General features: G+C 37.1%; 23 protein-coding genes and 1 pseudogene. 17 read left to right on the forward strand and 7 right to left on the reverse strand.

Annotated elements, in window-relative coordinates; all coding sequences use genetic code 11:
• Positions 1-49 precede the first annotated feature (49 nt).
• The gene (locus QNH20_RS04695; protein ID WP_283921755.1) at positions 50-790 is read right to left on the reverse strand and encodes a GntR family transcriptional regulator; all 741 of its coding nucleotides are present in this window, start codon (positions 788-790) and stop codon (positions 50-52) included.
• 411 nt (positions 791-1,201) lie between these two features.
• Entirely contained in the window at positions 1,202-2,116 is a 915-nt protein-coding gene (locus QNH20_RS04700; protein ID WP_283921756.1) for a 4Fe-4S binding protein, read from the reverse strand.
• Positions 2,117-2,503: 387 nt separating this feature from the next.
• Here QNH20_RS04700 and QNH20_RS04705 point away from each other — a divergent pair, with 387 nt between their 5' ends.
• From QNH20_RS04705 to QNH20_RS04745, 9 genes and pseudogenes are all read left to right on the forward strand, one after another.
• Entirely contained in the window at positions 2,504-3,115 is a 612-nt protein-coding gene (locus QNH20_RS04705; RefSeq protein WP_283921757.1) for a molecular chaperone TorD family protein, read from the forward strand.
• A gap of 95 nt (positions 3,116-3,210) precedes the next feature.
• Entirely contained in the window at positions 3,211-5,406 is a 2,196-nt protein-coding gene (locus QNH20_RS04710; RefSeq protein WP_283921758.1) for a molybdopterin-dependent oxidoreductase, read from the forward strand.
• Complete coding sequence (locus QNH20_RS04715) at positions 5,406-5,942, forward strand: 4Fe-4S dicluster domain-containing protein (RefSeq protein ID WP_283921759.1); 537 nt, start codon at positions 5,406-5,408, stop codon at positions 5,940-5,942. Before QNH20_RS04710 ends, QNH20_RS04715 begins: the two co-directional genes overlap by 1 nt.
• A 5-nt stretch (positions 5,943-5,947) precedes the next feature.
• On the forward strand, positions 5,948-6,844 hold the full coding sequence (gene nrfD, locus QNH20_RS04720; RefSeq protein WP_283921760.1) for an NrfD/PsrC family molybdoenzyme membrane anchor subunit: 897 nt from the start codon (positions 5,948-5,950) through the stop codon (positions 6,842-6,844).
• Between the two features lie 246 nt (positions 6,845-7,090).
• The gene (locus QNH20_RS04725) at positions 7,091-8,134 is read left to right on the forward strand and encodes an ATP-binding protein (protein ID WP_283921761.1); all 1,044 of its coding nucleotides are present in this window, start codon (positions 7,091-7,093) and stop codon (positions 8,132-8,134) included.
• Positions 8,115-8,735, forward strand: coding sequence for a response regulator transcription factor (locus tag QNH20_RS04730; RefSeq protein ID WP_283921762.1), 621 nt, complete (start codon positions 8,115-8,117; stop codon positions 8,733-8,735). Before QNH20_RS04725 ends, QNH20_RS04730 begins: the two co-directional genes overlap by 20 nt.
• 394 nt (positions 8,736-9,129) lie before the next feature.
• Entirely contained in the window at positions 9,130-9,807 is a 678-nt protein-coding gene (locus QNH20_RS04735; RefSeq protein ID WP_283921763.1) for an AlkZ-related protein, read from the forward strand.
• Positions 9,808-10,021: 214 nt separating this feature from the next.
• Positions 10,022-10,995, forward strand: a pseudogene (locus QNH20_RS04740) (helix-turn-helix transcriptional regulator).
• Between the two features lie 65 nt (positions 10,996-11,060).
• Positions 11,061-11,513 carry an SRPBCC domain-containing protein gene (locus QNH20_RS04745; RefSeq protein WP_283921764.1) on the forward strand — a complete coding sequence of 151 codons (453 nt, stop codon included), beginning with the start codon at positions 11,061-11,063 and terminating at the stop codon, positions 11,511-11,513.
• Between the two features lie 223 nt (positions 11,514-11,736).
• On the opposite strand, the gene QNH20_RS04750 is transcribed toward QNH20_RS04745, so the two are convergent.
• Positions 11,737-12,372, reverse strand: a complete 636-nt coding sequence (locus tag QNH20_RS04750) for an NUDIX hydrolase (protein WP_349632702.1) — start codon at positions 12,370-12,372, stop codon at positions 11,737-11,739.
• A gap of 213 nt (positions 12,373-12,585) precedes the next feature.
• Here QNH20_RS04750 and QNH20_RS04755 point away from each other — a divergent pair, with 213 nt between their 5' ends.
• The 3 genes from QNH20_RS04755 (at position 12,586) to QNH20_RS04765 (ending at position 16,420) form a co-directional block, all read left to right on the forward strand.
• Positions 12,586-13,575, forward strand: coding sequence for a DUF4003 family protein (locus tag QNH20_RS04755; RefSeq protein ID WP_283921765.1), 990 nt, complete (start codon positions 12,586-12,588; stop codon positions 13,573-13,575).
• Positions 13,576-13,978: 403 nt separating this feature from the next.
• Positions 13,979-14,674 carry a hypothetical protein gene (locus QNH20_RS04760; RefSeq protein ID WP_283921766.1) on the forward strand — a complete coding sequence of 232 codons (696 nt, stop codon included), beginning with the start codon at positions 13,979-13,981 and terminating at the stop codon, positions 14,672-14,674.
• A gap of 492 nt (positions 14,675-15,166) precedes the next feature.
• Positions 15,167-16,420: a cation:dicarboxylate symporter family transporter gene (locus QNH20_RS04765; protein WP_283921767.1), complete on the forward strand. Its 1,254-nt coding sequence runs from the start codon at positions 15,167-15,169 to the stop codon at positions 16,418-16,420.
• A 120-nt stretch (positions 16,421-16,540) separates the two neighbouring features.
• Here the strand turns inward: QNH20_RS04765 and mprF are convergent, their stop codons facing one another.
• Positions 16,541-19,081 (reverse strand): bifunctional lysylphosphatidylglycerol flippase/synthetase MprF, encoded by a 2,541-nt coding sequence (gene mprF, locus QNH20_RS04770; RefSeq protein ID WP_283921768.1) that lies wholly within the window; start codon positions 19,079-19,081, stop codon positions 16,541-16,543.
• A 227-nt stretch (positions 19,082-19,308) separates the two neighbouring features.
• Here mprF and QNH20_RS04775 point away from each other — a divergent pair, with 227 nt between their 5' ends.
• Positions 19,309-19,794 (forward strand): HIT family protein, encoded by a 486-nt coding sequence (locus QNH20_RS04775; protein WP_283921769.1) that lies wholly within the window; start codon positions 19,309-19,311, stop codon positions 19,792-19,794.
• Between the two features lie 260 nt (positions 19,795-20,054).
• Positions 20,055-20,768, forward strand: coding sequence for an MOSC domain-containing protein (locus QNH20_RS04780; protein ID WP_283921770.1), 714 nt, complete (start codon positions 20,055-20,057; stop codon positions 20,766-20,768).
• Positions 20,769-20,872: 104 nt separating this feature from the next.
• Here QNH20_RS04780 and QNH20_RS04785 read toward each other — a convergent pair whose 3' ends face one another.
• Positions 20,873-21,976 (reverse strand): DUF1648 domain-containing protein, encoded by a 1,104-nt coding sequence (locus QNH20_RS04785; RefSeq protein WP_283921771.1) that lies wholly within the window; start codon positions 21,974-21,976, stop codon positions 20,873-20,875.
• Positions 21,977-21,982: 6 nt separating this feature from the next.
• Positions 21,983-22,369, reverse strand: a complete 387-nt coding sequence (locus QNH20_RS04790; RefSeq protein WP_283921772.1) for a GntR family transcriptional regulator — start codon at positions 22,367-22,369, stop codon at positions 21,983-21,985.
• A gap of 114 nt (positions 22,370-22,483) precedes the next feature.
• On the opposite strand from QNH20_RS04790, the gene QNH20_RS04795 reads away from it, so the two are divergent.
• Positions 22,484-22,702, forward strand: a complete 219-nt coding sequence (locus QNH20_RS04795) for a helix-hairpin-helix domain-containing protein (protein ID WP_283921773.1) — start codon at positions 22,484-22,486, stop codon at positions 22,700-22,702.
• A 109-nt stretch (positions 22,703-22,811) separates the two neighbouring features.
• On the opposite strand, the gene QNH20_RS04800 is transcribed toward QNH20_RS04795, so the two are convergent.
• Positions 22,812-23,195, reverse strand: a complete 384-nt coding sequence (locus QNH20_RS04800) for a hypothetical protein (RefSeq protein ID WP_283921774.1) — start codon at positions 23,193-23,195, stop codon at positions 22,812-22,814.
• A gap of 246 nt (positions 23,196-23,441) precedes the next feature.
• Here QNH20_RS04800 and QNH20_RS04805 point away from each other — a divergent pair, with 246 nt between their 5' ends.
• Both QNH20_RS04805 and QNH20_RS04810 read left to right on the forward strand, forming a co-directional pair.
• Positions 23,442-23,624 carry a hypothetical protein gene (locus tag QNH20_RS04805; RefSeq protein ID WP_283921775.1) on the forward strand — a complete coding sequence of 61 codons (183 nt, stop codon included), beginning with the start codon at positions 23,442-23,444 and terminating at the stop codon, positions 23,622-23,624.
• Between the two features lie 147 nt (positions 23,625-23,771).
• On the forward strand, positions 23,772-24,455 hold the full coding sequence (locus QNH20_RS04810; protein WP_283923349.1) for a response regulator transcription factor: 684 nt from the start codon (positions 23,772-23,774) through the stop codon (positions 24,453-24,455).

The following is a 24,455-nucleotide window of genomic DNA, read 5'->3' on the forward strand; positions in this document are numbered from 1 at the left end:
GTTTTCTATTGATGGAAATTTTTGATAAATAATGCTCTTGCCTATTCAATTATTTAGATGTTTTAATTTTGATTTGACTAAATTCTGTTGGTATATAGTATTTGTTATAAACCACAGGGTATTTATCGCTGATATATAGACTTTCTAAAATCAAATCACATTCCTCTCCATAGAAAATTTGGTATTTTAATGATGGAGTATTGACGGAGCTAGAACGTTTAATTTCAATCGTTGAGGAATTAGCCAGTTCATATACTTTCTCCTCCAACATTTCCAATACTTGCTTCTCGTTATTTAAGTCTAGATTTAATGATGAAACGGCTTCTATTGGCATCATGGTAAAAGCATAAGCTACTACCTTATTGCGATTTTTATACCATCGTTCCAACATAACAACTGCAGACATTTGTCGATCTAATACTTGCATTGCATAGTCAGTTACGAGGTCAATTCGGAAATTAAGTTCGATATCATCTATTTTTTCGGTATAGCATTTATATAAGGGATTCCCCAACTTTTCTAAACCATCGCTACTTTCATTATGATGAAATTTTGTAATGAAATTTCCTTTTCCGTGGATATTCTTAACCAATCCATCTTCCTGTAAAAGTGCCAAAGCATGTCTCAATGTCATTCTGCTCACACTAAATATTTTGGCCAATTCGGGTTCTGTTGGAAGCTGGCTGTCGGGAGGAAATGTTCCATCCATGATTAATGTATACAATTGGTCATACACAATGACGAATAGCGGTTTTTTCGGTTTAGTGAGTTCATGAAGTTTATTGTTCATTTTCTTATACCCCTATAGTTTTTCAAATTCATAACTATAAATTCTTTTTCTTCTCTTTTATAGTAGAATATTATCTTTGTTCTATTGTAACTTACTTTTATATGGAAATTAATACGCTTTCAAAAATTTATTATAATTTGCACTTAGTGTATTTGTCACTCTAATTTAAGAAAAAAGATATTGCAGACTCTACAAAATTATGAATAGAACATTATTTAAGATATTAAATGAATTGTTTTTCCACAGATAAAGTGAAACTTCCATGATCATTAAGAAAAAAGCTTCCATGTACTGAAATCAGTATGTGGAAGCTTTTTTATCAAGTTATCTAAGTTTAAAAGAAATACTTCTTGCTTACTTGCTCAAATGTATTGGTTTTGCCATATCAAACGTATTGCTATTGATAATTTTTTATAAAAAATTCAAGATATTGTTTTTCTTACTGCTTTCACAACTTTTACATATTTCTTCGTCCGTCCAACTAAGAAAATCACCGCCGCAGGTTTTACACTTGCTATTAACAATAGAGAAGGTATTTATCTTAGATGTTTGGACATTCGACTTCACCTTTATCGCATCATTATGACACACATCAAGACAAAGTGAACAGCCTAAGCATTTTTCACTATCGATGTTAAGGCTATTTCCTTGGATGGAAAATACTTGCCCGGGGCATAACCGAAAACAGGTTTCACAAAGTGTACAAGACTCAGTATTTAGAGCAATCGTAAAAAAAGACCAGCCTTCAAACAAGTTTGACCGTCTGAATTTATCCTGATTAAAGTGCCATTTAGCTGGTGCAATGGTGGTTAATGCAAGCTTTTTGCTTTCAAATGTAAGCTTACTAAACAAACCTCGTCTTGTAAGTGTTAGAGTATCACGAACAGCAGGATCTGGTACTGGAACTGATACGAATGGCTCCATGTTCATCTTTTCTAAAAGCCCGTTTGTTTCATCAATGATCCCTGTCACTTTAGTGTCTGGCATGGTAACAGAAATCTTTCGAATTCCACATTTATATAAGTGGAGTAGCTCTGTTTCTGTCGGAAGCGGTCCACCATCTAGAATTAATACACCATTTAGGATATTCCTTATCGGTGATTGCCCTTGTAGTGACTGAACAGGGCAAGTGGTAATACAGCGTCCACAGCCGTTACAAACGTTGTGGTCGATGATCGGACCTCCATTTTTATATGTTATCGCCTGTACCTCACAGCTATCTTGGCAAATAGTACATGTACTGAATGGACTAATTTTTCGAAGGCATTTTTCCGTAGCACTCAGTTCATAGCTAAGACTTTCTAGCCAGTGTGTCAATAATGACATCTCGTCACCCTCTAACATTTCTCTATATAAAGATAAATAACCAACCCCACCGATTACTGACATAGGCTCAAGTTAGGCACTTCCACGTATTAATTAATTTTAACCCTAAAGTCCTATTAATTCTCTAAAGTTACCAGCATGTCCAAATAAGTGTAACAATTTGTTCATATTTTAAAGTGGCGGAAAATGAGTGGGAACTTAGCTATAGTGCTGTATTATTAAGATTTCTAGTAAATTTGTCACAGATTTAATGATTTTCTCGAAAAAAATAGTAGGTGAAATCCCTCATAAGAATTGAAACAAAATCCACAGATTGTATATTGTTTCACAAAATTATATTTCCTATAGTAAAAATAGAATCATTTGGTTCATTAAAGGGGTGAAATTTTGGACACAATACTAGATCAAAAGCAGTCAGCTTCTAGGATTTTCTCTATACTTGCTGATCTTTACAAGTTTCCGGAATCCGACATCTGGGAAGATTTCTCTTGCCATCAACTTTTAGATGAGCTTAGGAGGTATGCATCTGAATGGTATGAATCAAATAGTTTAGTAGAAATAACAGATATCCCTACTAGTTTAAAACAAATGCAACAAATATACGCGGAAAGCCTTGGTGGACCTGCACTACCTGTCGAGTCGATTTATAAGGAATGGACTGCAGATCGTACGTGCAAACTGCCATTTGCAAGGAGTAAAGGATATTTGCTTGGAGATTCTGCCTTCCATATTCGGTTTATTTTAGAAGAATTTGAAATCGAAATTCCTGAAAATTATAGGAATATGCCCGATCATCTTGCAATACTGCTCGAATTACTAGCATTTTTTCTTTTACATGCAAAGGCAGAAATGATTAAACAGTTCCTGGCCGATCATTTTGGCTGGCTGGACGAATTTGCTCTTAGACTTGAGGAACTGGGTGGAACTCAATTTTATCTTCAAGTAACTCGATTTCTTCAGCAAATGCTAAAAAAGCTTACTTCCATATATGGAAATTGAACACAAAATTTTTACGATTAGGAATCCGGTCAAGCATTAAAGCTTGAGCTTTTTCTAGACTGATTGATTAAAACATAAAGGAGGATATGGCGAATATGCTTGATTCTAAAATATCAAGGCGGAGCTTTATTAAGGCATCTGCTGCAACAACAGTATTAGCATCAGCCGGAACAGCAGGTTTTCAAGATTGGTCAAGTAAGTATGTGAAAGCAAGTGAAAAAACAGAAATTAAAGAAATAGCCAGTACTTGCAATGGCTGTTCAAGTAAATGTGGGATCATTGGTCACGTGAAAAATGGCCGTCTTTGGAAATTAACAGGACACCCTGATCATCCTTATTCAAAAGGAAAGTTATGTGCTAGAGGCCATGGTTATGCAACTCTTGTTTATTCAAAGGAGCGTTTGACACAACCACTTAAGAGAGTAAGTGAAGGGAAATTCGAACCAATTTCCTGGGATCAGGCATATAAGGAAATTGCAGATAAACTAAATAAAATCATAAAGGAAAATGGACCTGGAGTTGTATCATTAACAGAGGATCCAAGGGCCACAGGTAAGTTCTACTCACCAAGATTTATTGAAGCTCTTGGCTCACCGAACTACTACACCCACCATGTAGTTTGTTCTAATTCACGTGATGCAGGCTTCCTGCACTCATTAGGTGTTACGGCAACAAGCGCAGATATCGGCGCTGCAAAATATATAATGTTTATTGGAAGAAGCTACGGAGACGCAATCCGACCAAGCTCAGTACAGTCACTTGCTGATGCAAAAGAAAATGGGGCAAAAATTGTCATTGTAGACCCACGACTAAACAACACCGGGAACTTGGCAAATGAATGGTTAGCAATACGCCCTGGAACTGACCTTGCGCTTGTACTGGCAATGTCACATGTATTAATCAAACAAAATCTTCACGATACTGAATTTATCAATAATTATTCCATTGGTTTTGAAGAATATGCAAAGGAACTTGAAAATTATACCCCAGAATGGGCTGAAAAATTAACAGGTATCAGCGCTGATACGATTACTAGAATAGCCACTGATATGGGGAAAGCAAAGCCAAAAGCATTAATTGAACAGTCTTGGCGGGGTGCCTTTGGCTGTAACTATGAAAATAGTACAGAAACTGGCCGAGCGGTTGCATTATTTAATGCGATGCTTGGAAACATTCAAAAACAAGGCGGCAGTATTATTGGAACAAAACCGCATTTAGGTAAGCTTGATCCTGCTAAATATCCAAGCCCTAAAAAACCTGAACTCAAAAAAGCGGGACAAGAGGAGTTCCCACTTGCCTATGAAGAACAAGGTGTAGCAACAATTGTGGCTAAAAATGCGATGGAAGGCAAGATGAAAGCTGCTATTTTTCATCATTCCAATCCAGCGCTTGGTTATGGAAATCCAAAATACATGAAAAAGGCTTTTTCCAAGATGGACCTTATTGTCACAATCGATGTTCAGATGTCTGAAACGGCATTACTTTCAGATTATATCCTTCCTGATGTGACATATATTGAACGTGATGAAGTGATTGAGAGTTTATCTGGCAAGACACCAGGAATAGCCTTAAGACAGCAGATGGTTGAAAAAGTCCATCCAAAAACAAAACCAATCCACCAGATCTATTCAGAGCTTGCAAAAGCTTGTGGATTTAGTCAATATTTCAACTTTAGCCTTGATGAATTGAATGAAGCAATGCTTGCTCCAACTGGAATTACCTATCAACAATTGAGACAAAAAGGAACGATTATGTTTCCAGATATGACGATTGAGCTTGGGAAAATGCCTGAGCTAAAAACACCATCTAAAAAAGTGGAATTCTCTAGTGAAAAATTTAAGGAAGCAGGCTTCTCACCAATTGTAAAATGGGATGGACCGAAGGTCAGCCCGAAAGAGGATTCATTCCGTTTGATCACAGGAAAACAGGCGATTCATAGCCATACACAAACAGCAAATACGCCTATTTTGATGCAAATAACAAAGGATTATGACCTTGAAAGAATTTGGATGAATCCAGTTCGTGCCAAAGACCTTGGAATCAAGGATGGAGATCTAGTTGAGGTAAAGTCAAGCGAGGCGGTTAGTAAAGTCAGAGTAAAAGTGACAGAAAGGATCCATCCTGAAGCTATTTTTGTACCAAGCCATTATGGCATTACATCTCCATATCAGAAGACAGGAGTAGGAGTTGGCTTTGGTTATATGGAGCATGTACCATTTGATTTCGAGGCAAGGAGCGGGGCAGGAAATATGCAAGAAGTAATTGTTAAAGTAAGGAAGGTGAAGGGCTGATGGCACGATATGGAATGATGATTGATACGAGAAAATGCGTCGGCTGTTATGCCTGCCGTGTTAGCTGTCAGATGCAAAATGAACTTCCAGTGGAGGTCAGTTTCATTAAATTTCATGAAATAGAAACTGGAGTATTTCCAAATGTAAAAAATGAAATCATCCCAGTGCAGTGTCAGCATTGTGAGGATGCTCCTTGTGAAAGTGTATGTCCTACAAAAGCGACCTACACAACCGAAGATGGAATTGTCCTAGTTGATCCAGAAAAATGTATTGGTTGTAAGTACTGTATGGTTGCTTGTCCATATCAAGCGAGAACACAAGAGCATTTGACAGGTGTTGTTGAAAAATGCCGATTCTGTGTTGACCTAGTGGCAGAAGGTAAACAACCAGCATGTGTCAGTACATGTATTAGTACTGCAAGAATATTTGGTGATCTGGATGATCCTAATAGTGAAATATCCAAAGCAATTATTAAATACAACGCGAAGCCATTAAGGGAAGATTTAGGTAAAACGAAAATTTATTACGTGAGGTGAGGAGAATGGTTTGGGGAACGATCATAGCGGCCTATTTATTTTTGGCGGGTTTAAGTGCAGGTGCATTTTTAACCTCTTCCTATATATCCCGTAAATATCCGAAAGCTGTTACTGTTAGAATGACAGGAAGATTAATTAGTCCAGTATTAATGGGGATAGGCTTGCTTTTATTAATTGTCGATGCGGAAGCAGGTCTTAAGAACCCACTTAGGTTCATATATTTATTTACCAATTTTAATTCAGTTATGACAATCGGAACCTACTTTATTTCTTTCTTTATGCTCGCAGCCTTTTATGTTGCCTTGATGGAGCTGCTAAAAAAAGATGTGAATAAATGGGTCGAGTATATCGGAATTGTATTTGCAATTGGGACAGCTATATACACTGGATTTTTAATCGGAGTGATAGCGACTGTTCCACTATGGAACACGGCCATCCTTCCGATTCTCTTTGTAGTCTCTGCCTTATCGACAGGTATTGCAGGTACATTGCTTGTTTCAGGTTTTGTGAATAAACAGGTCGTACATCAGGTTATCTCGGTGAAAAAAATTCACTTGTCATTGCTGGCAGTTGAAGTGTTTCTCATCTTCACAATGTTTCTAATTACTTCAACATCCAATGAAGCTGCGGCAGAATCTGTTTCATCATTAATATCTGGTGAGTATAGCATGATATTCTGGATTGCTCTTATTGCGGTGGGTCTATTGTTGCCAATCATAATTGAATCATTAGAACTTATAAATGCAAGGAAGATGTCCCAAACACTTGAAGGTCTCCAAGTAGCCGCTGCGGGTTCACATAGTATTGCCGGGACACTCGTAACAGAAACGTCGGTACTAATTGGAGGTTTTACTCTCCGCTATCTGCTTCTTGCAGCAGCTGTACCTATAGCCTTTTTATAGAATCAGACTTATCAATCGGCCTTGAGAATTGTCCAGTTCCACAAGGAAAGGCTTAGCATAGTACGATGGAAAATCGATAGTTTTTTTGAGGAGGCGCCCAACTTCTGCACCTAGACTTGTTCTGGTACAGAAGTTGGGCGCCTTTTGCTTTAATGGTAAATAGTTCATCTATATTTCATTTCTTTAGAAAAAAGACAAATAAAAACACGCTACAATAGAAGTATCATATGAAAATGAGGACGTAAAATGAAATTACCTGAACATTTCTTTGAAGAAATTATCCACTTTGCACCCAATGGGATTATTATTATGGACAAAGATAGAACCATCCATTACATAAATGAGTCTGCAAAATCGATGTGCGGATGGCAGATGGGTGATTCAGTTCCTTACTGTTCTTATTGCCAGCAAAGGGAAATAGAGGAAGGAGAGAATCGCTGTATTCTTACCGCTGAAGATCCAGTACCCTTTTTCCATTCTCATATGGCCGTTTATTCCGGAATGGAAGAAGAGTTTGAAATGTCATTAAAAAAGATGAACAGTAATAATGAAGATTACTATATTCTTCAATTACGGAGACCAATAGAAAATGAAATTAGCAAAAAAGCAAAATTTAATGAACTGCTTGTTCAGGAGACCATGCTGGCTCAGGAGGCTGAGCGAAGAAAGATTGCCCGAGAGTTACATGACCACATTGGGCAGAGTGTTTATAGTATTTTTCTCGGACTCGAAGGTATTAAACCATATGTTAACAATAAAGCATACGAAAGCCATCTTTCCAAAATGATAACTGGTATGGAAAAAACGTTAAATGATATTAAATGCTTATCCAAAAATCTTAGATCAGAAACCGTAGATCACCTTGGTTTAAAGGATGCACTATATGAAGCAGTCCGAGATTGGGAAGAGCTTTATCAAATCGATATTCAGTTTATTATGGACACAAAAATTAATGATAGCTTTGATAGGGAAAAGGAGTTACATTTTTTTCGAATCATTCAAGAGGGTGTTAACAATGCTGTTCGCCATGGAAATGCTACTTCTGTCTCGATCCATATTAAATCATTCAATCAATATCTTTACTTCTACATCCATGACAATGGGGATGGCTTCGATTTGAATACAGAGAAAAGTAATGGGCTTGGATTAAAGCATATGTATGAGAGAAGCAAAATGTTAGGGGGGGCCATAAAATGGATCAGCAAAAAAGGCGGTCCAACTAAGGTCGAAGGGGTTGTTTCAATTAATAAAAACGAAGGAGACGATGAATATGAATCTGCTGATTGTTGATGACCATGAGATTGTCCGGGATGGTCTCGCGATGATTTTACAGCATGCATATTGTATAGATGGAGTAGAATTTGCTTCTGACGGTTATGAAGCTATGAAATTAGTAGAATCCTTTCCGGCAGATCTAATTCTTCTTGATTTATCCATGCCCGGAGGCTTAGATGGGTTTGCGACACTAGAAAAACTTCGCAAGCAGCTGCCAGAAGCAAAAATCGTCATCTTTTCAATGTTTGATGATATTGGATTTCAAAAAAAAGCATATAAAATTGGAGCAGATGGTTATTTAATCAAACAATTAAAAAGAGGTGACATTATTAGCTCCCTCGATCATATACTTGCCAGCAATAAGGTGTTTAATAGCATGGTAATCGGAGATGACTCTGAACCTGAATCATTGGCTAAGCTGGATCTTCCTATCACAAATCGCGAAAAAGAGGTTTTTTTCCTTTCGGTTAGGGGCTATTCACTCAAGGATATCGCGAAAAAACTAGAGATTTCTGTAAAAACAGTTGAAAATCACCGCAAAAAAATTGGCGAAAAACTAGAAACATCCAAGCGCCATGACTGGGTAGAAATTGCTAGAAAATATAATGTTTTTTAACCGTACTTGATGGCAATCTGCTCGCCATCAATAAGGATCGGTTACATCAACTCCTCCTCTCTTTCAAAGTATTCCTCCTCCTATTCTACTATTTGTTGGTACGGTGAACCGTATCACAAATAGTGGTGGTTTCTATATAAATATTAGAGTATTGTCTTTAAGAAGAAGTCTTGAGGGCACTTACCCCGATATCAAGAAGAGTTTTGTCTTTAAGAGGCAGTCTTAAGGACACTTTCCCCGATATCAAGAAGAGTTTTGTCTTTAAGAAGCGGTCTTGAGAACATTTTTCCAGATTAGAAGGAGAGCTTTATTCTTTTTTCATAGTTTAATGTTTAAAGAAATTAGTTAGACTATTAATTAGATATATGAAAGAAAAGTTGGGGAGCTGAGATAAATGAAGAATTACCAAATTCGTACATATAAAGAAGCTATCGAAGTGATAGAGGAAATTGGGATGCTGCCATTGGCACAATTAGTGCCTGCTTATCCTTCATTAGATAGCATTACATCCAAGGAACAGTGGCATACCGGTTCGGAAATGGATCCATGGATGTGGCGTGCAGAATTCCCAAAGGATGGAGTAGCGGCATACGGAAAGTTTATTAAAAAAAAGTCTGTTTTAATCTCACGAAGGCTTCTTCCTTTCGTTAGAGTAGTTTTGAGTTCACAACAGCCATTGGAAAAACGGTATGAGGATGGGCTTGTTTCAAGAGAAGCATTAGAACTGTATAGGCTTATTCATGAGGAACCAGGCATTGATACAAGAATGTTAAGGTCTAAAGCGGGAATGAAGGATAAAGAAAAGAAAAAAACGTTCGATTCCGCTTTGGTAGAATTACAAGGGTCCATGGATATTGTTGTCTCTGGTACGAAGGCAAAAACCAATGAACTGGGTGAAAACAATGGCTGGAGCAGTACCTCATTTGAGACCATGGATTACTGGTCAAAAAGTAATCATGTTAAGGAAATGAAAATCAGTGTGGAAGAAGCAAAAAAGGAACTTAACGAGCACTTTGCTAAGATCTGCAGCCCGGAATCTATGAAAGCATGGGGGAAAATTTTTAAGCTTTAATAGAAAAATCTCTAATTGAAATTGTCGAGTTCTTCGGATAGTAGATAGTATATTGCTTCTGCCCGAGTAATCTTCTCATAAATCCAAATTACATCATAAATTAACCAAAAAATAGATGATCTTTCGGGATCACCACTGCTATAATCTTCATAATAGAAACGAGAATAGCGGCATGGGACCTGCCCGCGCTGCTGTAGAAGGGACTAAATAACCCATGTCCAAAGCTGTTAATATGCTTTTATACTTTGGCTGCTTAAAACAGGGAAGCGAATGACTGCCAAACAATTGGCAGAAGAATTGGAGATCAATATCCGTACGGTATATCGTTATATTGATGCCCTGTGTGCTAGCGGTGTTCCGATCATTTCAGATTCAGGTCATAATGGCGGATACAGTTTGCTCCATGAGTTTACAAAGGCACCGTTATTTTTTGATGTAGATGAGCAAAAAGCGCTGATCCATGCGGCGAGTTTTGCATCAGAGGCTGGGTATCCCTTTAGTGAGGTATTGAATGGTGCAGTCACAAAGCTGAAAAAGTATACAAATCAAGAACAATTGGATTATATCAATCGTCATTTATCAGGGTTTGATGTGATTCAACCGCCAGCAAAATCTGAATTGGAAACGATTCTCCAGGATATAGAAGAATCCGTGGCAGAAGGTTTAACACTATTAATGGAGTATCAAAAAGGAAATGAAAGCACTCCCCAATCACGTAACATTGATCCTTATGGCCTTGTGTATTGGAAAGGGAATTGGTATGTCATCGCTTATTGTCACCTGCGCCTTGAAATACGCAGCTTTCGTATTGATCGGATCGTGAGTATATCTCGAACGGGTGTTGAATTTGATCGACCGGCAGATTTTTCAGTACGTGCTTTTTTTCTAAATGGGCTTTTGCCTGATTTAGACCAGCCTGACCAACTGATTTCCATTCATATTGAAGGACATGCGCATGCCCTCGATGATTTATGCCAGCATTGGTTATTTGGGCATGCACTTACCCGCCGTTCGGAAAATCATGCTCATTTTAAGATAGATGAGCAATCAATAAATACTTATGTACCTTACTATCTTCTTCCTTATGGAACGGCAATCAATATCCTAGAACCATTATTTTTAAAAGAGAGAATGGTAACTGTCACTTTAGAATTAGTTAAACATTATCAAAACTCTAAACTTCACTGACCGTATATGTCAGTGAAGTTTGTTTATGATGTAAAGGAAGAACCAAAATTAGGAGGAAAGAGTTTATGAAGGATCTTAAGTATGTATTTTATATTGGCGGGACACCAGAGGAAGTATGGAGGGCATTAATCTCGTCCGAGGGAACAAAGCAGATTTATTATGGAAGTGTTATCAGATCCACCTTTCAATTAGGAGATCTTTTGGAATACGTTGGGCCGGGGGCTGATGGTGATGAGACGGTTCATGTTTATGGAAATGTATTAGAGTATATACCAAATCAAGTACTTCGTTTTACTCACTTTGCTGGAAAATCCTACACGAAAGATGACATTCAGGATTATGAATCTAGAATTTCTTATCTGCTTGATCCCGTTGGCTCTTGTACGAAGTTAACCTTAATTCATGACCAATGGCAGGAAGGTGATCCTCACTACGAGAACAGTAATGCGGCATGGTGGATGATACTTAGTAATACAAAATCATTCGTAGAAATAGGCAAAACGCTTAATCTAGGTTAGTTTTAAAATGAAACTAAATTTAGTCGAAATAGCGATTAACTTATATACTCCCCTTGGATGATATTGATTAGAGCAAAGCATGGTGCTAGGTTCAATTTACTTAAAATTAGGAGTTGTATTGCCAACTCCTTTTCTTAATGAACTTATCTGCTTTTTTCATTAGAAGCTAACAATGGCGAACAGTGTCAGATCCTGTTCGCCAAGGTAGTCACTGAAATGCACGTTAGCTGCATTCATTTAGTTTTTCTTTAATCAACTGGATAATCGTCTTGTAAAATGAAAGTTCGTGTGGGACAAATTGATTTTTACCAGCCATCCTGTCGATAACTAGTTTTTCCCCCTTATTATTTATTTCAAAACCTTTCATGTTTATTTCTTGTAAATTCCCTGACCAAAGGTCAGTAAAATCGGTAAATTTTACTTTAACGATGCCTGAAACTTCTTCTTTTTGTAAGGTAAACTCATCAAATGCTAGATTCTTTATATATAAAAATGTATGTGCCAGTTCATTATCAATTAAGTTTTCATGATTTACACAATAATTGATGATCCCTAATGGTTTTAGCTCAGTAAAGGCAACATCAATTCCTAATTCTTCTTTGATCTCACGAATGCCATCCTCGGCCGTTTCATTGGCTAATAAATGGCCTGCTGACGTAATATCAAAAAGATTTGGATGGTCTTTTTTTAATTGACAACGAAGCTGAAGATAAAGATAATCGATTTCTTCTTCGCGGCTAACGATCCAGCAGTGAAAGGATTCATGCCAAAGTCCGGTTCGATGTACTTCTTCTCTTGTTGCAATTCCAATAGGATTCCGCTTGCTATCAAAAATTTTTAATTGCTCATTTTCCATCATCGGGTCTCCTTATGTATAAGTATTCTATATATATAGAATGTCTATGTATATAGAATAATATATTTATACTTTTCGTGCAACTAGTTTTACTTTGCCGGGGATAAATCTCTTCCAAAGGTGAAAGAAACATAAGAAAAGTATTCTCTTGAAACCAAACTTTGCCATACACCGTATTAAAGACAAGAAGTATTTTGAAGGGGGATGAATGAATAGATGCAAGAGAGATCAATTAAAGAAAACATTGGAGCTTATAAGGATATCTATTCGCAGTTGTATTCAGCATTAAAATGGAAAGCGGATAAGCGCACACTAATGATGATTGCCGCTATGTATGTAACAAACTCAAAAGAGTTTCACTTAAAAAAGTATCTGGAAATTGCCGACTATATTAAGGGCAATGTAGGGGCCTTTTCCTATTTAAAATCGACACAACGTTTTAGCATTGCTGCAACATTAGATACAACAGCGGATGATCCTAAAACAAGCTTTCACCACTTCATTGCTATTTATGAAAAGCTCATTGATAATGGCTTCAGCCGTAATGCGTATTCCTATATTGCAGCGGGAACGCTCTTAAAAGTGGAGCCAATGCGCATAGATGAAATCATTCAAAAAACAAGCGATATCTATAAAGGAATGAAAGGGCACCATTTTTTCCTGACGGACTCTGGTGATTATCCTTTGGCATCTATACTGGCCCAATGTGAAAATGATTCAGAAGAAATCGTAAGCAGAGTGGAGGAGTACTACCAGGCACTTAAGAAAATAGGCTTTTCAAGTGGGAATGATCTGCAATTTTTAAGCCACATTCTGGCATTGGATTCAGAACAAAGTCCGAATGTGAAGGCACAACAATGCATTGAAATAAAAGAACTGCTCGACAATGCTAATCATAAAACCAAAAAGGTCTATTATCCATATATCGGTATGCTCAGCTTTTTAGAAAATAAGGAAAGTGAAATTAATAACCTCCTTATGATCAATGAGGAATTTAATCGGGATAAACTGTTTAAATGGAACAAAGAGATTAATTTTATGATGAGTGTGCTGTTTTTGATGAGTTCAATGACAGCTATGGGAGATGCTGCTAGAACAGGGTTAAACATTTCGATTGAAGCGCTTATCCAAGCCCAGCAGGCAGCAATGACCGCAAGCATGACGGCGGCAGCAGTTGCAGCCAGCAGTTCCAATGGGAATACGTAATTCGCCTGAACTTTGAAAAAACTTTGATAGCAGAGCATTGAATTAATGTTTGATAAAAATAGCCAAGTAATCTATGTTTTAAAAAGTAATATCAAAGTAGACGGCTCAAAATTCTAAAAGTGAATTTTTAGTCGTCTTTTTTAATACTGCTATTTAGATCTTTTAAAAAAATGAGTGTTCTTCAGTGCCCTCACAAATTAACTTTTCAGGTAATATGTTATGTACATTTACATATTAAAGAAAATGCTCTCATATCAATCCAGTTCGTATTGTATTTGTTATAATAAAGGTAACATTGGAAAATTTATACTTGGATTTGGATAGGGGATTATCCAAACAGAAGCTTTTTGACGGTGCCCTAGATCAATGCCGGATTTTCATATTTTTATATAGATGCACATGTATGAAGTATATTTGGAAGGGAGTCATTGAAGTGTTATCGTTTGAGGAAAAAAAGGCTGTTTTTCATTCTTTTAATCTTAAGGAAAAGAAAATTAGTAATGGAAGAGTAAGCTTTGTTTATCCTGAAAGTTTGCAAAAGGGTCAAGTGTTGGCAACGCAATTACATCCAAGTGGCAATGGCTATGTGAACGGTAAATATATGTCAAGAGAAACCATTGAAAAACATGGTTTCGAGGTAGATCCACGCGGCTGGATTTCGATTAAGGTTTTTTCAAATGAAGAAATAGCGAACGTGATCACGGAGGCCATGAAATCAATGATGAAAACTCCTGATGTGGCTGACGTTATTATTGAAAAGAAAACATCACATACTTCTTTTGAAAAGCAAGTAGGGGAAGATATACCTTTTGGAGAGAACGTACCCCAGACAGAGGCATCTTTTGAAATCGTGAAAATTCCTGAGAAGACAGATATATCTATGGAGAAGCAGGGGATTTCTAGCAAAGAAATCGAACGGAAATTGGGAAGTAAAAAGAATGAATCTATTGAAATATTTCAGCCTTCTTCTACATATGAAATGTATCCCGGTTCGTGTTTATTTGCCTTGATGGGACTGACATTATCGACAATGGAATATGGGTTGTTGGTATGGAGGAAAGTTGTAAGGAAATATGTAGGAATCGGATCAAAAATGTAGAATAAACCCAATAGTAAACCTTGCCAATTTAGCTGGCAAGGTTTTGTTGTTTAGAAAAGTGGCAGAGTGTTACAAAAATCGAAGATTAATAGGCAGTCGATGCAAAAACAGCTGGAATCTTAGCTGGAATTTAAAACTATAAAAGCACAGTAAATAGCTCAATTTCTCTCACTTTTGACTTCTATCTCTGTATTCAAAGCGGTAAACGGTCGTCGAAAATTCTTTTTTTTTTTAATCATACATGTTATTCTAAAAAAATAACCTAAAGGAACCAAATGCATGATTCAAATAGTGTTAAAGTTATAATAGGTCTAATTTCCATAAAAACACATTTATAGAAATGAAAGTGATTTCCACTAAATATTATTATGTATTAATAATAAATATTAATAGTTTATGTGAAATGGAGAAAGATCTATTTGGCTAAATAGATTGAAGAATTAATATTGATTATTCGTTTTATAAATTTTATATATAAAAGGGGAAATGTTCATGAAGAAAATTAGTTTAGCATGGCAGATATTCATTGGACTGGCTCTTGGTATTATTGTCGGTGCGGTTTTTTATGGCAATCCGCATGTGGCAACTTACCTCCAGCCAATAGGTGATATATTTATTCGCTTAATTAAAATGATTGTTGTTCCAATCGTTGTCTCAAGTCTAATTGTTGGTGTTGCAGGCGTAGGCGATATGAAGTCCTTGGGAAAGCTCGGAGGCAAAACCCTGCTTTACTTTGAAATCATCACGACAATCGCAATCATTGTTGGACTGCTTGCCGCGAACGTATTTCAACCAGGTGTTGGGGTCGATCGCACCCATTTAACAAAGACGGATATTAATAGTTATGTAAGTACAGCTGAAAAAACTGAGTCACATTCGATGATTGATACAGTGGTGAACATTGTTCCTACTAACATTATTCAGTCTTTAGCAGAGGGAGATATGCTTGCAATCATTTTCTTCTCTGTTATGTTTGGACTTGGAGTGGCAGCGATCGGAGAGAAAGGCCTGCCGATTCTCAATTTCTTCAAAGGAACTGCAGATGCGATGTTCTTTGTAACAAATCAAATCATGAAATTAGCCCCTTTCGGTGTTTTTGCTTTGATTGGTGTAACTGTTTCGAAATTTGGTATCTCCTCTTTAATTCCACTTGGGAAACTGGTTCTTGTTGTATACGGGGCAATGATCTTTTTCATTTTAGTGGTTTTAGGGTTAACGGCGAAAATTGTAGGGTTTAACATTTTTAAGCTAATTCGATATTTAAAAGATGAACTAATTTTGGGCTATACGACAGCGAGTTCAGAAACTGTCCTTCCCAAAATTATGGAGAAGATGGAGAAGCTCGGCTGTCCAAAGTCGATTACTTCTTTTGTTATTCCAACCGGTTATTCTTTTAATCTTGATGGATCGACTCTATATCAAGCGATTGCGGCAATGTTCATTGCACAAATGTATGGAATCCATATGAGTATTGGACAGCAAATAACATTAGTTTTTGTATTAATGCTTACATCCAAGGGGATTGCCGGGGTTCCAGGCGTATCGTTTGTTGTTCTTCTTGCCACATTAGGTACTGTAGGGCTGCCTGTTGAGGGTTTAGCATTTATTGCGGGTATTGACCGGATTCTCGACATGGCACGTACATGTGTTAACATTGTTGGCAACTCCTTGGCGGCTATAGTTATTACAAAATGGGAAGGCCATAGCCTTGATGATTCTGTTACTGTTGAGCAAAAAGCGGCTTAACATCACGATAAAGGACACCTTGCGAAAGAATGAGCGTAATTGTTGTCACTTAATCAAATTATCATAAGTTCCATCCGCAAAAAAGATTGGCTCAAAAAAGCCAATCTTTCTTTGCGTTTATTAGTCTCCATTTTTTCTTTTTTTGCCAATCAATAAAGTGATTTGTGCCATCGTAATTGGCAAGGACGTTTTTTTTCGGTAAGCTAAATATTTTGGAAGCCACATGTCGGCATATTTATCTTTAAATTTTCTTAAACCTTGAAATGAATAGAGAAATTGACCGTGTAAAAATATTTGAGAAGCAACTTTTTCACTTAAAAACGAAAACTTTGACAGGCCTACATTTGATAAAGGTGCCATCCCGATATTAAAGTATTGATATCCCTGTTCTTTTGCCCATTCGAATAATGATAGAAAAACAAAGTCCATCGTTCCGGTTGGCGCATGCTTTCCAAAGCGCATCAAATCCAACGAGATGGATTGGTTTTGATTATAAACCGGCATTATGCTGGCAAAGCCAAGTATCTTTGTTCCATTTGCTCTAATAACAGCTATTTCAGCCTTATTGAGGTAATTCACATCAAAAAAACCGAGTGAAAAACCTTTTTCCGTTCTTCCTTGAAGCCATTCATCAGATATTTCTTTTATTTCCTTCATGAAATCTGCTTGAAAGGGAGGCTTTACAATTTCAAACTGATAATTCTCTCGTTCAAACTTGTTTTTTACTGCCCTGGCTCCTTTCATTTTTTTTCCACTTAATGAAAAACTGTCTAATTCAACATAAGCTTCCTCACCTAGCTTGAAAAAGTCATAACCGTTTTCATGCAGATATGGAAGCATTTTCTCGCTTATCTCGTAAAAAACAGGAGTATACCCATAAAGATCAGCTGTTTCTCTAAATTCTTCTATTGCAGCTGGCAATTCGTCTCGGTCTCCAACAGGGTTACCGAGGACCACAAGCTTGTCTGCATATACTTGATAGGCAAACATGACGTTTTCCTCTTTATTCCAATAAATATATTTATCATGTAAAAAGATTAAATGTGTTAGGACTGTTCCATTATAATGATCCAAATGTTCCATGATTTTTTCTTCCTGAGTAATAGATGTTTTCAGCTCCCATTTTTTATAGCGTCTAACTAAAAAGCCGATGAAGAAAAGTAACATAGCAATAAACAAACCGATTAATGCACTTTTAAATAATTCACGAGAGTCTTTAATCAAATATGGTGAAAGCGTTGGAGTCACTTTAATTTCGGAGGAAGGCAAATTGAAATATCCGATTAATAAAAACATAAAGGTAATTACAACAAACATACCGATATCAAAAATGGTTTTACTCCAGCTTAATACAAAACTCTCTCTGTAAAATCGCTTTTTTGATACTCTCAAGAGCACGGCAACAATTAAAATATACAATGCCTCCTCATAATCAAAACCCTTTAAAAAAGTGAAAAAGGCAGCAAAAATTAAAACGACAATTGTTAGGTTGTATGTCCGCTTCTCTTTGTACTGAATACCACGGGATAACCCGAGCAGGATAAAACCAGTTGCAACAGAAAGCTGATGCGAGATATTCATGATTGGAAAGGATAAAAATTCTTGAGCAATCTTTATCCTTTCGATAATTCCTGGGACAGCTGCAGAAAGAAGCAAAACAAGTCCTGACAGAAAGACCAAAAAGGTTAAAAATATATGGCCAGTCCTCACTAGGATGGCATTTGGAACATTGTTCCACGATTGATTCCACCTGTTCCAAAAATCCTTGATAAATAAAACTAATCCGACTAAAAATGGTAGAATAAAATAGCCGATACGATAAAATAGCAGTAGGACAACCACTTTCTCCCCCGGAACACCTAAAACATGAGTACCCCAGATGAAAAGTAAGTCAAAGGACCCGAACCCCCCAGGTATCATACTAATAATTCCGGCACATGAAGCAACGATAAAAACAGGCACAAGCTCCTTAAAATCAATAGGGATTCTTAAAATCATACATAATAACCAGATAGCTAGGAAAATGGCAATCCATTCAAACAAAGAAACGATGATCAGTTTGAGCGCTATTCCAAACTCGACCATTGATTCTTTTGCTTTTTTGCGTTGAATAAAATAAATTACGATAAAAATCGGCAGATATAAACTTATAGCTGCTACTGCCCAAAAAAGCCATCTTTTTTCATGAAAAAGAGGTGAGCTTCGATAACCGATAAGAACGATCCAAGATAACAAAGAAATGCCGGTCAGATAAAACAGCGAAACAGATGCTATTTTCTTCACTAGTGTTTTTTTGTCAGCTTCAGCTTCTTGATAGAAATAGGTTCTCAGTGTAGCACCAACAAGACCTCCAAACCCAATTAAGTTTGAAAAGGTATTGGCAATAAAAGACCTTTTCACCAGCTCTTTTAACGGTACTTTAAGGCCTAATATTTTTGCTAAAAATACATCATAGAAAAACATTGGGAAAATGGCACAAAAGGTAATTAAAAAAATCAAGACCATCTTAGTCAAATGCAATTGACTAACTTCATGGCGAAACAACTGAATGTTCATGTTTCCCGTAAATTTTTTTATTTCATATCCTGCGAGACCAAATAATATCACTGGAAATAAAATTTTTATGAATAAAAAGATCTTTTCTTTGTTAACCGTTTTCAAATTTATTCACCTATTTTCTCCTTGTTCACCAGCCAGCCATTGACATTTCTATTCAACAAAGGATAGGAAAATGGAAGCCTCTAGTTAACGAAAAAACATATTAATCTAATCTGTATTTTGTATCGAAACTACATAAATATTCATAATGACCTTGGGTAAGGATTTTTTAATATTGTAACAATGGTTTAATATTAAAACCAGACTAGTAGAATTTAGGGGGATCTTTAGTGAGAAAAATTACCTTATCTAATGGAAACACAGTAGAGGTTGAATGCTTGAGTTGTGCTTTAACGAGTGGATTGATTGAACCAGATGGAGGGGTTGTCATCGAAACAGAGCATTTCCATGCTCATCAAGACGTCGCATACCCTATAAAGGGATTAATTATTTTGGCGTCGAAGCGTCATATTACCTGTTTTGATGAATTAACTGAGTTAGAGAAGATTGATTATATCAACGTTCTAACAAAAATTAGAAAAGCGCAACGAGAAGTATTAGGAATTGAACATGTCTATTATTTTTATAACGAAGATACCACACACCATTTTCATACATGGATGGTCCCCCGCTATGAATGGATGTACAGCTTTGGACGTTCTGTGGAATCTGTCCGACCTGTTCTGCTTCATGCCAGAAATGAAATGAATGATGATGAAAATGTGAAAGAAATGATAGAGGGCATTGAAATGCTCAAAAATAATTTGAACAGCTGACGTAAAAAAGGAAGACATACGAAAACGCATGGTTGAATATTTTCATGCGTTTTCGGTTATCTATCGATTGCGAATTCATAAATGAATTGGCCAAATAAATATCTTCCCAATTTGGATGCTAAAGGTATGATGTAAGAAGAGATATTTTTCCTCGTTGTTGAATTTAATAGTTTATGAAGGGGTTTTAAATCAACCAATCGTTATTGAATGGATTAAAAAGTATAATGAGTAAAACGGTCAAATTTAAAGGAGTGAAAAAAGTGAAGTGGATTCTTAATAAAGTTTTCGTAGGTTTACCCAAAACAATGGGAAGTAAAGAGGCTGTAAATCCCATGGAGCGGGAATGGACAAGTGCCATTTTTAAAGAGCCTGTTGAAGGACCAATCTGGGTTGGCAAAACAGGTTTAACAGGTGATGGAGTAGCAGATTTGGAACACCATGGCGGGCCCGAAAAAGCCGTTTTTGCCTATTCAATTGAAAATTATACATACTGGAGAAATGAATTAGATATATCGGATATATCAGCTGGTGGCATGGGTGAAAATTTGGTTATGGAGCATGCAACGGAGGAAACGGTTTCCATTGGTGATACCTTTCAAATTGGTGAGGCGATTATTCAAGTTTCTCAGCCAAGGCAGCCGTGCTGGAAGCCTGCGCGCCGTTTTAAAATTAAAAACTTAGCATTGTTATTACAGAATACAGGAAAAACCGGCTGGTATTTCCGTGTTTTACAAGAAGGGTATATTGAAGAGGGGCAAACATTTACCTTACTTGATCGTCCATATCCGCATTGGACCATCCAAAAATGTAATCAAATTCTCCATGGTAAGCAGCAGAATTTTATAGAAATGCAAGAACTTGCTGGGTGTGAATTGCTTGCGCCGGGCATGAGAGCTACTTTATCAAAGCGAATAGAGAAACGGAACTCCAGTGCCCCAGATATCCGCAACCGAGTTTTTGGACCAAATGAATAAAATAGTGTATCGATGGACTACAAGATTAATTCAAATCTAGTTTGCTATTATTTTTCAACAATAAACAGGGATGACTGCCATCCCTGTTTATTTATACATTTAGCTTATCCCAATAATTTAGGCAGACCGAAAGCGAGTAAGAGAATCGCAAGCACGATAATCCATGAAAGCGGGTGGGCCCAGTTATTTGTCCAGCCGATTCCGAACCGTTTTTCTAAAAATATCGCTGGGTCATTCTTGTTAAAATAAAACATGCCAAGCTTCCAATAACGGTCATCATCACGATCAATAACTGTGCCGTTTTCACCGCCTGTTTTTACAGCAATACGACTTCCGCCTTGACCAGTTGTTATCGATAGAATAATAGATACTACAATAATACCAATGGTAAAGACAAGCGGAACAATCATTAATAGCTGATGATTAATTTGATACATTAATGATAGCTGGTTCAGCATAAATATGGTGATCAAGCCTGTACCCATGATGATAGTGAACAGCGACCACCGTCTTCTGAACACGATATTTTGCCGAATGGATTCCTCGGGATTAGCAGCGGACACTTGCTGTTTGGCTTTAGAAATAATGGTATTAATGAATAAAAACAGTAGTGTCAGATAAATCTGCATGATTGGCATAAGCAGCACTGACCGATAAGATTTATTTGCCCAGGTAGTGACCTCGCCACTAAAGTTATATTGCATCGGATATCTATCAGGAATAAGCTGGTAATTTGTAAGAGTAATGACGATGGATAAAATCGAAATCAAAAATGGGATGACAAACCAATAATTAGAGTATGCCAGCTTTTGATTTCGAAACCCGGTATCAATCGTGACTAACTGCGGCTTTCGCGTCCAATTTTGATTATTATTTTTTAGTTCCTTCATTTGCTTATGGAAAATAAGATAGACGGCAAAACTTACAGCTATAAAAGCAAAAATCAAGATGGAAAACAAGACTGCGGTGAAGTTTTCATCGCGACCTGCAGCTGTAAACCAAAAAACTACTGTAATGATGATAGCCAGAATTGCATTCGTCCAGGCATATTTTTGGCGCATTTTTTTTATATCATGAAGATGGTAGGCCTCTTCAGGGATCGATACACCGAAACTTTCTGTTTTTCGTGTCCAAAAAGGGATGAAAATTAGCGGAATAAAGATCGGAATCATCATCGCAATAAGAAATAATAAAATGTTGGAAGTCATGATTTATCACCCTTCATGTAAAAAATTTGCGAATATTCGACTGCAAAGCTGTAAAAAATCTTTTTCCGGGACATCGCGGCAAACTGCTTCAGCAATCAGTGGATGGAGTTTGGATTCCAATTCAGACCAGTAGGCTTCATTTGCTTTAGGAACGCCATCGGGATTGATGACCACGCCTTTTTGCCGATGAATCAAAATAAATCCTTCTTGTTTCAATTGCTGATAGGCTTTGTTAACGGTATGAAGATTAATACCTAGATCCGCTGCCAGTGACCGTACGGAGGGTAGTGCCTCGCCAGGGCTTAGTTCTTTTTTTGCGATACCGGCAATGATCTGGTACTTTAATTGTGTATAAATTGGTTCTTCTGATTCAAGATCAAGTGTAATATACACATACTCCACACTCCTTTTGTATTATGTGTTATATTTATAGTATAACAGTTATAACAAGGAAATCAATATGTTAAAAGACCGAGTACGGTCAATTTTTAGAAGGGAGAATTCCTTATGACAGAAAACAAACAAATAACGGAAAGCGACCTTCCTGCTGGATTAGCTAAGCCGGCACAGCGGGCACTTTTAACTGCCGGATATTTGCAGCTGGAGCAAATCGCCAAAGTAAGTGAAGTGGAAATCTTGAAGCTGCATGGTATGGGCCCAAAAGCATTGGAGCAGCTCCGAAATGCCCTCGATGCAAAGGGCCTATCATTTGCAAACCGTGCATGAGAATGAATTTATTCACCAAATTTGTGTTGGAAAATTTTTAAATGTAGTAACTTAGAGGGTGATTAGAGAAGCGGATGTTTCAGCAAAATAGGGTAGGAAGATGCCTCCACTAAAGGCGGTCATCTTCCCATGCTCTGTCAGCATCAATATTGTATTTTTCTTTTAATGTTTGTTTTGGTTGACTTCGTGTTCCTGTATTTTTTAATTCCTTAGGTTGCATATTCTTTTCTTCAATATTCAATTCACTAGCTCCATTGGTTTGATCAAAGAATCCTAAAGCATATTTGACCACTTCTTGAATATCATTTGTTTCGTAAGCAGCAAAATCATCGTTAGTGATATTCAACTTGACGCCTTCTAGTACATAGCCACTGTCTAAATCGATATCCAAATGTACCTCATAACCTTCGGCATTTTCATTCGCTTCAATAATGTTGAAAGTCTGAATCGTTGTGCCCGTTTCATAATCGATTGATTCCATAAAATCTGACATACAAACACCGCCTTATTTTCAAGTGTAACCTCCCATAGTTTTAGCCGTACTAGCCTCTGATATTCCTTTGGCTTTAGGTAACCTTTAAAGGTTGATGAAATAGTCTTTCGACTCTGAGTTTTTTAAAAGCCTGAATTTTCTGGAAACGATTTCATATCTTGATTTAAAATGGTATAATAAACCAGAGAACCTCATAATTTTTTCATCAAGCACACCGTAATGAAATCATGAAAGGGGTAGAGAAGAATGGCTGAAAGCATCTTTAAACACTTAGAAAAAAAGGGAATCATTGTACCTGAACACCAGATTCAACCTTTAATGTCACAGTGGGATGCCTACCACCTATTGACAAACAATTCAAATCCCGAAAAGCTTGCCGGTAAAAACGCGAGCCTCAAAAATGTACCGGAGGGGCCCAGATACCAGTAAAGTATTGTAAAATAACACATTGGAGATTTTCCTCCATTACATTGTGATAACCTTGTTAAGGGTGTCAGGCACCATGTGAAATTTTCACATGGTGCCTGACACCTTTTTATGCTGTTATAATGGGTATTGAAGGGCGGGAAGTATATGATGAAAATTTTGCTTGTGGAAGATGATAAAACGATTGCATCTGGACTTGAGTATTCGCTGCAGCAGGACCAGTTTTCCACGATTCTATGCTATGACGCCGTATCTGCTAAAAAGGTGATAGCAGAGGAATTGGATCAAATTGCATTATGTTTATTTGATTTATCCCTGCCAGATGGAAGTGGCTATGAATTGTGTAAGTTGGTGAAGGAACGGAGGGATCTTCCTGTTATTTTTTTAACAGCGATTGACGATGAGGTCAATGTTGTGATGGGACTTGACATGGGAGCAGATGATTACATAACCAAACCTTTTCGGGTTCGAGAGCTTATCTCTAGGATCAAAACGGTCTTACGAAGATATCAAAAGCAGCCGCAAACAAAAATCACTATTGAAATCCAGAATGTTAGCATTAATACACTCGAAGGGAAGGTTTATAAAAATGGCGAAGAAGTTCTGTTAACTGCCTTAGAATATCGCTTATTTCTAATCTTCGCGAACCATATCGGACAGGTTCTCTCACGTAATCAATTATTGGAACGGATTTGGGATGTAGCTGGGGACTTCGTAAATGATAATACCTTAACGGTTTACATAAAAAGGCTGAGGGAAAAGTTAGAGGTTCATCCGCAAAATCCTCAAATTATCAAAACCGTGCGCGGATTAGGCTATAAGGTTGGTGATTAG

Origin of the sequence: Neobacillus sp. WH10, from assembly GCF_030123405.1 — a bacterium.
Classification (GTDB): domain Bacteria; phylum Bacillota; class Bacilli; order Bacillales; family Cytobacillaceae; genus Neobacillus.